Origin of the sequence: Georgenia sp. SYP-B2076 (genome assembly GCF_003991205.1) — a bacterium.
Taxonomy (GTDB): domain Bacteria; phylum Actinomycetota; class Actinomycetes; order Actinomycetales; family Actinomycetaceae; genus Georgenia.
In genome coordinates this window covers 1-11884 of record NZ_RXOZ01000009.1, presented here as the reverse complement: position 1 = coordinate 11884, position 11884 = coordinate 1, and the positions used below count along the sequence as shown (strand labels likewise).

Annotated in this window: 11 protein-coding genes; 1 reads left to right on the top strand and 10 read right to left on the bottom strand. The window is 67.2% G+C overall.

Going from position 1 to position 11884, the window contains the following annotated elements; genetic code table 11:
- Positions 1 to 8: 8 nt before the first annotated feature.
- The 9 genes from EJK16_RS04315 to EJK16_RS04275 form a co-directional block, all read right to left on the bottom strand.
- A complete protein-coding gene (locus EJK16_RS04315) occupies positions 9 to 1037 on the bottom strand; it encodes an ABC transporter ATP-binding protein (RefSeq protein ID WP_164737194.1) in 1029 nt (342 codons plus the stop codon).
- An 11-nt stretch (positions 1038 to 1048) separates the two neighbouring features.
- Complete coding sequence (locus tag EJK16_RS04310; RefSeq protein WP_164737193.1) at positions 1049 to 2092, bottom strand: ABC transporter ATP-binding protein; 1044 nt, start codon at positions 2090 to 2092, stop codon at positions 1049 to 1051.
- A 65-nt stretch (positions 2093 to 2157) separates the two neighbouring features.
- A complete protein-coding gene (locus EJK16_RS04305; protein ID WP_127126715.1) occupies positions 2158 to 3000 on the bottom strand; it encodes a carbohydrate ABC transporter permease in 843 nt (280 codons plus the stop codon).
- The gene (locus EJK16_RS04300; protein ID WP_164737192.1) at positions 2993 to 3964 is read right to left on the bottom strand and encodes a carbohydrate ABC transporter permease; all 972 of its coding nucleotides are present in this window, start codon (positions 3962 to 3964) and stop codon (positions 2993 to 2995) included. The genes EJK16_RS04305 and EJK16_RS04300 overlap by 8 nt, the downstream gene beginning before the upstream one ends.
- Position 3965: 1 nt before the next feature.
- Entirely contained in the window at positions 3966 to 5483 is a 1518-nt protein-coding gene (locus tag EJK16_RS04295) for an extracellular solute-binding protein (protein ID WP_127126711.1), read from the bottom strand.
- A 113-nt stretch (positions 5484 to 5596) separates the two neighbouring features.
- On the bottom strand, positions 5597 to 6571 hold the full coding sequence (locus tag EJK16_RS04290; RefSeq protein ID WP_127126709.1) for a nucleoside hydrolase: 975 nt from the start codon (positions 6569 to 6571) through the stop codon (positions 5597 to 5599).
- A 170-nt stretch (positions 6572 to 6741) separates the two neighbouring features.
- Positions 6742 to 7755 carry a LacI family DNA-binding transcriptional regulator gene (locus EJK16_RS04285; protein ID WP_127126707.1) on the bottom strand — a complete coding sequence of 338 codons (1014 nt, stop codon included), beginning with the start codon at positions 7753 to 7755 and terminating at the stop codon, positions 6742 to 6744.
- A 214-nt stretch (positions 7756 to 7969) separates the two neighbouring features.
- Positions 7970 to 8332: a hypothetical protein gene (locus tag EJK16_RS04280; RefSeq protein ID WP_127126705.1), complete on the bottom strand. Its 363-nt coding sequence runs from the start codon at positions 8330 to 8332 to the stop codon at positions 7970 to 7972.
- Between the two features lie 24 nt (positions 8333 to 8356).
- Positions 8357 to 10246, bottom strand: a complete 1890-nt coding sequence (locus EJK16_RS04275) for a hypothetical protein (RefSeq protein ID WP_127126703.1) — start codon at positions 10244 to 10246, stop codon at positions 8357 to 8359.
- Positions 10247 to 10537: 291 nt separating this feature from the next.
- Here EJK16_RS04275 and EJK16_RS04270 point away from each other — a divergent pair, with 291 nt between their 5' ends.
- Complete coding sequence (locus tag EJK16_RS04270; protein WP_127126701.1) at positions 10538 to 10903, top strand: nuclear transport factor 2 family protein; 366 nt, start codon at positions 10538 to 10540, stop codon at positions 10901 to 10903.
- A 224-nt stretch (positions 10904 to 11127) separates the two neighbouring features.
- Here EJK16_RS04270 and EJK16_RS04265 read toward each other — a convergent pair.
- Positions 11128 to 11884, bottom strand: a 757-nt coding sequence (locus EJK16_RS04265) for an HNH endonuclease signature motif containing protein (RefSeq protein ID WP_205739586.1), incomplete at its 5' end; no start/stop codon positions are given.

The window sequence follows — 11884 nt, the reverse complement described above, 5'->3', positions numbered from 1 at the left end:
CACGCGTGCTACTTGTTGTTCGACACCGACGTGGAGCCAACGTCGGTTCGACGTCCGGTTTGGGCGTCGAAGGTGAGGATGTCCGCGTTGTCTACCTCCATCCACACGTCAGAGTCCAGGGGGAACTCGACTGTGGTGGGGATGTCTGCCTTCAGCAGCCCACCCCCGTAGGAGACAGTCACCAAGGTGCGGTTCCCGAGTGACTCGACCATGTAGACCTTCGCCGGAAGAGCCAGTGAGCTGGTCCCGGTAGGCGAAGTAACGCTGATCCGGGCCCTGTGCGGGCGGAACCCGAGAAGCACGTCGTGCCCGTCCCGACCAGCGTGGTCCAGCGGAACCACATTCATAGGTGGCTCGCCGACGAAGCCGGCTACGAATGTGGAGACCGGTGAGTCGTACACCTCTTCGGGGGTGTCGTACTGCTCGATGACCCCACCGTTCATGACCAGGACGCGGTTGGCCAGCGCCAGCGCATCGAGCTGGTCGTGGGTCACGATGATCATCGTCGACCCGGTCGCCAGGTGGATGCGCTCTATCTCCGCGCGCATGTCATTGCGGAGATCGGCGTCGACGTGTGACATGGGCTCGTCGAGCAGGAAGACTGCTGGTTCCCGGACCAAGGCTCGTGCGAGGCCGATGCGTTGGCGCATCCCTCCTGACAAGCGTCCCGGACGTCCCTCGAGCACGTCCGCGATCCGGAGACTCTCCGCGATCGAAAGCACCTTGCGCTGGATCGTCTGGTCGGTCTCCCCGCGCAGTCGCAACGGATATGCGATGTTGTCGAAGACGGACCAGTGTTCGTAAAGTCCGTAGTTCTCGAAGGCCATGGCCACGTTCCGCTGTGCCGGGGCGATACCTCCGACGGACATGTCGTCGAAGAAGATGTGGCCGGAGGTGATCGTCTCCAGACCCGCGATCATGCGCAACGTGGTCGTCTTCCCACATCCGGACGGCCCGAGGATAACGACCAGTTCGCCGTCGTCGACCTGGAAGGAGATGCCTCGGACGGCCTCCGTCTGACCATATCGCTTCGTCACCTGGTCGATCCTTACCCGTGCCACGGGGTCACCTCCTGGTGGGCGATGAGCGAACCGGTGTCGGGATCGAACAGCAACAGTCCGCCGGTCTCGAGGGTCACCGAGACCTTGTCGTCAACCTTGACGGGGGAACGGCCTTCGACGAGCGCGCGGACCATGATGCCGCGCACGTCCACATGCAGGGCCGTCCCGTAGCCGAGGTACTGATGGAGTACCACGGTGCCGTCCGCGGAGTCGTCCGGGGCGACCCGCACCTCCACCGCGCCCGGTCGGACGCCGACGAGCACTGGTCTCGATTCCTGTTCCGCATCAGCCGGTGCGTCGAGGTCGTAGCGCTTTCCCAGGACTGTGAGCCCGGACGAGGGGCCGACGACGCCCGGCATGATGCTGATCTTGGGATCGCCGAGCATCTGCGCGACGCGGAGGTGCGCGGGTGTGAGATACAGCTGGCGTGGCGGCCCGGCCTGCAGCACCCGTCCGCCCTCGAGGACGATCGCCCAGTCAGCCAGCGCTAGCGCATCGGCCTGGTCGGGCGTTGCGTAGAGAGTGGTCACCCCGAGGTCACGCTGGATCCGCCTGAGCTCGGTACGCATCTCGTGACGCAGCTTCGCGTCCAGATGGGAGATCGGTTCGTCCAGCAGCAGCAGTCGTGGTCGGCGCACGAGGGCGCGACCGAGAGAGACCCGCTGCCTCTGGCCCCCGCTCAGTTGCGACGGGAACCTCTCCATCAGCTTTTCGACCCTCAGGGTGCTCGCGACCTGATCGATGCGCTCGGCGATCTCCGCCCGGGAGAGGTCCTGCTGACGGTTTGGTGAGCGCAACGGGAACTCGAGGTTCTGCCGCACCGTCTTGTGGGGATAGAGGACATAGTTCTCGAACACCATCGCGATATCGCGCCGCTCCGGCGGGACGTCGTTCATGCTGGTGCCTCCGAGCGTGACGTTTCCTGCCGCCGCACGTTGGAACCCCGCAATGAGGTTGAGCGTCGTGGTCTTGCCTGCTCCGGAAGGTCCCACGAGGACCCCGAAGGTTCCGGCCTCCACCAGGAAGCTCACGCCATGGAGTATCGACACCCCTTCTTGGACCGTGAAGCTCAGGTGGTCGACCCGGAGCTCGTCCATCAGCGCAGCCCCCCTGCAAGGACCTGTCGGGACATGTAACGGTCGAGGAGCAAGGTCACGAGCGCCGGCGGGATGAGCGCGATCAGCGCTGCGGCGGAGATCAGCCACCACAGGGGCTGTGACTGGGCCGTCAGGGACGTGATGAACAGCGGCAGCGTCTGCGCCTTGTTGAAGGTCAGAACGAGGGCGAAGAGGAAGTCGTTCCAGGCGAAGAAGAAGGAGAGCATGAAGGCGGCGGCCAGTCCGGGCGCCGCCAGCGGGAAGACCACTTTGGCGAGTCGGTGCCGACGTGGGTACCCGTCCAGCGCCGCCGCATGCTCCATCTCTACCGGGATGGCATCGAAGAAGCTCCGAAGGAGATACAGGGCGAGCGGAAGGTTCGCCGCCGTGTACGCCAGGATCATCCCGGAGGTCGTGTCCAGTAGCCGCAATCCGACATAGATCACATAGAGAGCGAGCACCGACACGATTGGCGGCATGATGCGTTGCGAGACGATGAGGAGCGACAGGTCGTCATTCTTGTACGGACCGTACTTGTACCGGTGGCGGGAGAGGCCGTACGCGCCGAGGGCGCCGAAAAGGACTGCCAGGGCGGCGCTCATCGTGGCGAACACGACGCTGTTACCGAGCGAAGCGAGAAAGGAGCTTCGCGCGCTGCCGAAGAGCGTCGTCCACGCCTGCATGGTGGGTTGGTAGTCGATGAATGGGCCGAACCGAGGTCCGGAGTAGATATCGATCTGGGACTTGAAGGCCGTGGTGATGGTCCAGTAGAGCGGGCCGAGCGCGAAGACGGACCACACGAAGATCATGGCCCGGCGGCCCCACGTGCCGGAGTTACGCATTGATGGCCTCCTTCGCGGACTCGGCGGCAACTTCCGCTGAGGCGACGGACAGCTTGCCCGTCGCCCCGCGCCTGCTGCGCACCTTCGCGAGTATCGCCACGAAGATCATGGCTGCTGCCAGCACCACCACGAGGAGCACCATTGTCATCGCGGCAGCGGTACCGAGGTTGCCCGTCCGGAGCCCGGTGAAGTACGCGTTCAAGGTGATGGTCGACGTCTTCACGCCCGGCCCTCCGCCGGTCATCATGTACACGACGTCGAACAGCTTGAACGCCTCGATGCTCCGCAGAAGGATGGCCGTGATCGAGGCAGGGATCAGCATCGGGATCAGGTGGTCCCGGAAGACCCGGTACGACGAGGCCCCGTCCACCACGGCCGCCTCGAGAGGCGCTGTAGGGATCGAGCGCAGCGCGGCGAACAGGATCAAGAACATGAACGGCGTCCATTGCCACGTGTCCGCGACGATGATCGCGATCATCGCCGGGAGCTTCTCGCTGAACCACGGGATCTGGCCCAGCCCGATGTTGCCGAGGAGCTCAGGTATCGGCCCGTAGCTCGGGTCGAACAGCATCTTCCACACGATGCCCACAACCACCGGTGCGAGCATCATCGGGAGGAGGAACGACAAACGCAGGAAGGTCTGGCCGCGACTTGTGCGGTAGACCATGAGGGCCATCGTCAGACCGAGCAGGTACTGCAGCGTCACGGTGACCACCGCGAAGATGACGGTGTTGCCGAACGTCTGGCGGAACGTCGAGCTTGAGAAGATCTCTGCGTAGTTGGCGAGGCCGACAAAGCTGTGGGCCCCGGTGATCGACCAGTTGCTGAGGCTGACGTACAACGTAAAGATCAGCGGCCCGATCGCAAACACCGCGAAGAACAACAGAGCCGGCGCCAGCAGCAGGTGCGGTTGCCACGCTTCCCGGTTCTTGTACGGGCGGACGCCGGTGCGGGTGGCGGCCATGTCAGTCACTGACCTGGAGTTGACGGTAGAGCTTTTGCTGCGAGTCCTTGCCGATCTGGTCGGTGATCGACGTCCATTCCTCCGCGCAGGCCGTGAGTGCGTCCTGCGGAGACTTCTGACCTGACAGTGCCAGCTGGGTCGCGGTGTCAAGCGAGTCGATGTAGCGGCCCGCCTCCGGTATGCGCAGGTCGAATTGCGCGTTCGGGTGGGCGAAGGACTTCTGCTGGGCATCCAGATAGGCCTGCGCGTTGGCGAACTGCAGGGTTCCGCCGGTCCAGGCGGAGACATTGAAGTGATCCGTCCGGTACGGACCCCTCGCGGTTCCCGGTGTCGTCACTGCGGTCAGGGCGTTGGGTGTGGTGTCCAGCCAGTTGGCGAAGTGCCACGCGGCGCCCTGGTTGGGTGACGTGGCGGTCACCGAGGCGTGCCAGCCCCCCCACCCCAGGTAGGGCGCCACGCTGCCATCGGGAAACTCGTCCCACGCCTTCGATTGCTGGTTCCACACGCGCGTAGCGCCAGGGATGACGGCGTATCCAAGCTTCTCCTTGACGACCGACTGCGAGACGTCCTGAGCCAGGACGCCAATGTCGGGCCAGTCGATGGCGAGGGCATAGTTGCCCGCCACGAAGTTCCCGCGCTGGTCGCCGCCGCCATAGGTCACCATCTGGGACGGCCCATACTGCTTCAGCTCGGTCCACTCCGTCAGGGCCTGCACCCAACCGGGATTCGACACTTGCGGCTTCATGGTCTTGGGATCGAAGAAGAGTGAGCCCTGCTGGTCTGGATGAGCAGCGTACGACGCGGCGTGCGCCGTGAAGATGTAGGGCCCCACGTCCTTGGGTTTCATCGCTTCCAGCACGCCGTAACAGGGCTGACCGGTACCGGCCCAGTCCCACCCCGTGAAGAACTTGGCGCACTCGAGGTACTCCGTCCAGGTCTGGGGAACCCGCAGGTCACGACCCACCTCGTTGCGGAAGCGCGACATCGCCTCCGGATTCTCGAACGCGTCCTTGCGGTAGTACAGCATGATCACATCGCCGTCGAGCGGGACCGTGTATCGGTCCTTGCCGACGTAGGACAGGGTCTGGACCTTTGGCAGGATCGCGTCCCAGTTGTCCTTGGCCTTGAAGTACGGCTCCAGGGACGCGATGTACTTGGCGTTCGCGAAGCCTGAGACCCAGCCTCCCGCGTAGATGACGACATCGTAGGCGTCGACGCGAGAAGAGAACGCCTGGAACAGCTTCGAGTAGAGGTCTCCGAACGGGATCTCGACGACCTCCACCTTTCCGCCGGTCTTCCGCTGCCATTCGTCGACGAAAAGACGAACACCGCTCGCCATGAAACTTCCCACGGCGACGCGGACGGTGGTCCCGTTGAAAGTGGCATCAGCGCTGGGGACCTGGACGGGTCCGGACTTTTCTTCCCCACCGGTGCAGGCGGCAAGCACGGCGGTGAATGCGGCCAGCGACAGGAACTGGCGGCGGTCGAGCTTCCACGCCGGCGATGCAGATTCAGACATTGTCTTGCTCCTCGGGTGCAGTGACTGAGGCGTCAGGGGTCGCGTCGTACGAATGTTGTGGCGTACCGGTGCGCGTGAATGCGGCGGCCCCTTCCGGTGAGCGGGGTGCCGGGTCAGCGCCCGACCATGCGATCGGTGAAGTGGTCGGTGAACCGGTCTGCCTCGACGGTCACGGCCACGTCCATATTGGGCTCGAGCTTGCGCGGAATGGTGCGCAGGATGTCGTTGCGCTCGAGCAGGTCCCGCTCGATCGGGGTGGGCGCGAACTCGGCCGAGATGTGCAGGGGCGTCATCTCGCAGAACGACTTGTCGTGGGCGAGGGCCACGGTGAGGGGATCGTGGAGCCACAGGCCGGTGTGCTCGGTCGGGATGCCCACGGACAGGTAGATCTGGCGTTCCTGCGGGGGCCAGACGTCCAGGATGCCGGTCACAAGCCGAGCAACGGGGTCGGAGGAAGCCCGGATCGTCTCCACCTGGTCAGGGCGCAGCGGGATCTGGAGCGTGACATCGATCGGGACCAGCGTCTTGGGCAGGTCGGACCTGCACACGATCTGCGCGGCGGTTGGGTCGTTGTTGAAGTTGTACTCCTCGACCGGCGAGCGGCGCACACCCTTCTGGTCCACGATCGGGACGATCACCCCGGCCATCATGATGACTTCCTTGACGTGCTGGGCGATGCGCGGCTCCATCAGATATGCGACGGCCACGTTCGTCACCGCCCCCAGGGTCACCACGGTGACCTCGCCCGGGTGGTCCATGATGTGGCGGATCAAGAAGTTCGGGGCGGGCTCGTCGAGCCACCCCTGGTCCTGCACGCCGTCGGAATCTTCGAGGATGTTTTGGCCCTCGAAGCCGAACATCAACGCATGACCCGAGATGGGCCTCCCAATCCCGCGGGCCACCGGGACCTCCTGCCGGCCCGCGACGTCCAGGACCTTCCGCGCGATCCGTGAGCGCAGGTCCGTGTCGCCGTAGACCGTGGTCACGCCGAGCAGATCGATCTCCGGGCTGCGCGCCGCCAGCAGCACGGCGAACGCGTCGTCGTAGTACGTCCCGATGTCCGTGTCGACAATCAGCTTCGTTGCCATGTGCTCTCTCTCCTCGCTGGATTGACCTGACGTAAACCCGGCAGCCGGGCACTATCCCTGCTGCATCTCGATGAATCGATCGATCACCTTCTGGAGCCGATTCTCGATAGGTCCCCTTGGTCCTGTTGGACGGCACCGTCGACGGCACCGTTGCAGGCGTCGCAGTGGCGTCAGGCCTTCGGCGGGGGGCCACAGGACTCCCGGAGTTCCAGGTGGGTACGTTGCCGCTGGCTGCGCCTCGGGCGCCTGCACGCGAGCTCCGTGCGGTCGAGGAGCCAGGCGACTGCCTGATTTCCGATCTGCCGGATGGGCTGGCTGACCGTGGTCAGCCGTGGGTCCACGAACGGGGCCAACGGGATGTCGTCGTACTCCGCGATTGAGATGTCGCCCGGAACCAGCACGCCGGCGTCGATGCAATAGCGCATGGCGCCGATGGCCTGCTGGTCGTTGCTGGCGAAAATTGCCTTCGATCGAGGGGTTTGCTGAAGCAGGTGCGCCGCGCCGGCCGTCCCGGACCCGAAAGAGAAGGTCCCGCGCCAGACGTACTCCTGCGCGCCCAAACCTGCCTCCTCGAAGTGCGGCCCCGCGACCCCGGCATAGCCTGCGTGCCGTTCGTCAGCAGTCACAACGCCGCGTTCCGTGGTGATGCACCCGATCACGAGGTGTTCGAGGGATACGAGGTACTCCACCATCTGCCGAGCACCGTCCTCGTGGTCGGCCCCGACGAAGTCCACCTCTGCAGCTGCGATGTCCCGGTCCAGGATCACTGTCGGTGTCGCGCGCACGCTGCGTGGCAGTGCGCCGGTGGCATCCACAGGCACCACGGCCAGGCCGTCGCCCTGGCGATCGACGAGGTTCTGGAGGTACGTGGTCTCGGACCGGCTCGAGTTCTCCGAGTTGCCGAGGATGACGCTGAATCCTCGCCGCGCCGCTGTGATCTCCACACTGAGTGCGAGCTCCGAGAAGAACGGGTTGGTGACGTCCGGGACGACAAAGCCAAGCGTCTGGCTGCGCTGACGACGCAGGCTGCGCGCGACCATGTTGGGCCGGTAGTCGAGGTCCCTGACGGCACGCTCGACTGCCTCGACGCGAGCCGGCGCGACATCTCCCGTGCCGTTGATGACGCGCGAGGCGGTTCCCGATGAGACTCCGGCCAGTCGAGCGCCATCGGCGAGTTTGACCATCGTGCCTCCCCCCGTCGGGCGGCAGCTCGGCGGCGAGCGGTCGTGGCATCGATTCACTGAATCGATGCCATCAAGGACACACCCTGAGAAGTGGTGTGGCAAGTCCTGGGCCGGCGAGGTAGTGACGCACGAATCAGGGACGTCCAGTTCGGTGAGGCCGATCAGAGTGTAGATGGCATGTGGGAGCCCACCCGGGCGCCATGGAGCCGCGGCGTCAGTTCTCAGGTGCCGTTGACGTCAGCACGGTGGCGACGTCCTTCACGAGCCAGGCCTGCTCGGCGGTGGCGCCCGAGAAAACCACGAGGAGGTCGTCGCCGGCGGTGTGGACGCTCAGTAGGTCGTCGCCGCCATTGCTCGGGACAGGCACCCAGCGCCAGCGCTTCCCGTCCGAGGAGAGCCAGAGGACGGGTCCGTCGTGCTCCGCGGTACGGAGGTGCCCCGGCGCGGCGAGGCCACCGTCGACCATGAGGGCCGCGCCCCGGCTGACACCGGAGGGCAGCCTGCCGATCTCCAGGGCGGTGTCACCGTCCTTCGTCGACCACGTCACGTCCGCGCCGGCCTCGACGCCTCCGATCACGATCCCCTCCTGTCCCGCGCTGCATTAGGAGAACGCCGACCGTCCCGGTCCCGTGTGTCCGCGCGCCCAGGCGCCGTCGACCAGGCGCCACATGGCCGCCGTCCGCCCGTCGCTGCCGTCGGTCCACCCCACGGCGACCAGTTCGCCGTCGGTGAGGGAACACACGTCACGGACTGAGGACTCCTGCCCCTCCGCGGCGTAGCCGCCGGCCATGGGGCGCCACTCGCGGCCGTCGGTGGAGGTCCAGATCATCGCCGTCCGCGGGTCGGAGCGGTCCAAGGACCTCGCCACCCGTCCCAGGGCGTACCAGGCCCCATCCGCCCGGGTCACCCGGTGAACGAAGACGAACTCCTCCCCGGTCACGCCCGTGACCGGTTCCCACCCGGCGCCGTCGCCCTTGCGCACCCAGCCGACGGTGCGCAGCTGGTCTTCCCCCTGCTCCCGGCCGGAGCCGAAGAGCACGGTGGTGCCCGCACCGTCCGAGAGCGACGCGACGTCGGCGTACCGCGCGAGCCCGTCCGGTCCCCAGGTCTGACGCCGCGCGGCCGAGCCGTCGAGCACCATCGGCTCGGCGGTAGTGCCCGTCTCCCAGCGGTTCTCGGTCTCGCGGAAGTACGGGCGGGCGGCGTCGACGCCGACGACGACGCCGGTCGGGTGGACCGAGCCGACGCGGGCGTGTGGGACGTGACCCACGACGGGTCGCGCGGTCAGGTGCCCGGTGGGCGAGAGCCGCTGGATCTCAGCGGAGCCGGCGAACCCGACGAGGAACCAGTCGTGGCCGTCCGGGGCGTGCCACGTCATCCCTTCCGCGTGGCTCCATGGCACCGGCTTGGCCAGGTCCCGTGTCACCCACCGTCCGGGCGCGACGCGTTCGGTGGCGACGAGGTACCGGTCGTGCTCGGCGAACGCGGCCGCGGTGACCGGGCCCGCGGCGAGCGGACGGCCGAGGCTGATGTCCTCTCGCTGCTCGGCCCAGGCCGCGTCCACCTCGACGTCCTCGGCGAGCCACGTCCGGCCGTCCGGCGACGACCACGCCGCCGGGGAGAGGGCCCCGCGCCGCTCGTCGAACCGGGAGCCGGTGACCACGTAGTCGGTGCCGGTGAAAGCCGCCCCCGCGGTGGTGGACCGCGGCGTCCCGGCGATCGCGTGCGGCCCGTCCCAGGTGAGGCCGCCGTCGTCGGACACGTAGCTGACCGGCAGCATCGGCAGTCCGGGCCTGTCGACGTGCGCCGTCACCACGACGCGCGCGTCCCGACCGGTGACGGAGGTCAGGGTGACCTCCTCGCCGTCGCCCACCGGCGGCAGCGCCACGACCCCTGTCTCCGCGCCGCCGTCGTCGACATCGACGACGACGGCCCTGGCCGTCCCGTGGACGTCCTCGCCCACGGCGATGATCGTCGGGCCGACGACTGCGACGTCGTCGAACCGGACGTCACGGGCGTCGTCGGCGAGCGGGACGGAGGCGAACGCGCGCCGGTGGGGCGCAACGGAGATGAAGCCGGCGGCATGAGCGCCGTCCCAGGTGCGGCCCGCCACCGCAACGACGTCCCCCGTCGCCGCCGCGCTCACCGCCTCGACATGACCGGGGACCGCCAGCCGGCTCTCGGTGGGTGTGCCGTCCGGCCCGAGGCGCCAGATGCCGACGGCGGCAGGGCTGCCTGGGTCTTCGACGACGCCCACGGCGAGGGCGGCCCGCGCGCCGTCGGCGGGGACGAGTGTCCAGTCCCACGAGGCGGCGGACGGCGAGCGGGTCTCGCCGGGCAGCTCCACCTCGGCCAGCTCCACCACGGCGCGCTGCGGACCGTCCGGCACAGGGGGTGCGGTCGGATCACCGCCGGAGCACGCCGCGAGCGTGAGCGTGGCGCACACCGCGAGGAGCCACGGCCGGCGAACGGTGGTTGCCTGGGTGACCATGTGCGCTCCCTCGTCGGCGGCGAGCCGTATCGGCCAGCCGAGGGCCCCAACGTAGGGAACGGCCGCGAGGAGCGGCGGGGTGGTGAGCGTGCCTGTGGAAAACCTCGGTCAGGTCGAGCCGGAAACCGTGGGTCGATCCCGTGCCCGTCCCACACCCGCGGCCCTAGTCTTCTCGTCCTAGGCTCCTCGGCAGAGCGGCATGTGCCGTCTGACTCGGTCCGCGGTTCGCCGCGACGAGCAGATGACTTCGCCGCGCCCGCCCGAGCCACAGCCGACGAGAGCGGAGCTGCGATGGACGACGCCCAGCTGAGCACGTGGCTGGAGGGCTACGTACGCGCATGGAACTCCAACGATCCCGCGGACATCGGTGCCCTCTTCACCGACGACGCCGAGTACCGCACGGAGCCCTACGCCGTGCCGTGGCGGGGACGGGAGGCGATCGTCCGGGGCTGGCTCGCCCATCCGGACGAGCCCGGGCAGACAAAGTTCCAGTGGTCGCCGTTGGTGGTCACCGCCGATCTCGCCGTGGTGCGAGGGACCACCGAGTACCGCACCGAACCGCCGCGCACCTACAGCAACCTCTGGACAATCAGGCTCGACGGGCAGGGGCTCTGCACCGAGTTCACCGAGTGGTGGATGGAGCACCCACACCCCTAGGTCGACGCGGTGCTGACCCGCCTTAGGTCGACGCGGTGCTGACCCCCCTCCGTCAGACGGTCGGAGAGCCGTGATGGGTGAGGGGTGGACCGGGACAATGACGATCGCCAACGCGCGCGCCCAGATGCCTGGCGATGGTTTCGGTTACGGGACGCCCATTGACGACCAGACGCAATTTTTACAGCTGATCCAGAATCCGTGTTTCCCGATGCGATTTTGCCGCGTCAGGCGGCTAATTCAGTCCCACCGATGAGGCTGCCATCTTTTCGCGTAAACACCCAGTGGCCGTCTCTGCGCTCGATCGTGATGGCGTGGGCGTGCACATAGTCGTGATGGAACCAGCAGAGCAAGATCCCGAGTGCGATGTTGGTCGAACCGAATTGCGCCCACCAGGCGATGCTGTGGTGGATCTCCCCCTCGCCCGGGGGTGCATTGCAGTGCGGGTACTGGCATCGCTTGTCCCTGGCGATGATCGCTCGCGTCTGACCGGCCGTGAACAGCCGCTCTTCGCGCCCGGAGTCGAGAACTTCCGAGTCGGGACCGAAGATCACTCGGTGCATCTGGCTGCCGCACGCCAGGCGGGCGAGCAGCGCGGGTGAGATGGGCGAGCCGTCTTCGAGAGTGGCCGGCTCGACCCCGACCATGGCGACCGAATCGACCTCGGCACCGATGACGGTGCCGGAGAGCTCCTGGCCGCAGGTGCAGCCCTCCAGGCTCACACCTGTCCCATCGGGCCCAGACTGCTCGGTCTCCGGCGCACCGCTGCTGGTGATCCGGGCGAGGTCCATCGGTAGCCCGAACGCTGCGCCTGGGTATCTGCCGGCGCTCCGGCAACCCGGGCGGTGCTGTTTCGGGGCGGCTGCGGCGACGAGGCGCTGCAGCGTGTCGAAGGGGACGGTGACACTGAGGTGGGGGCGGATGCGGGCGCCGGGGCGCAGGGTCCCTGAGTCCAGGGCGAGGTGCGCGAGCCCGACGAGGGCG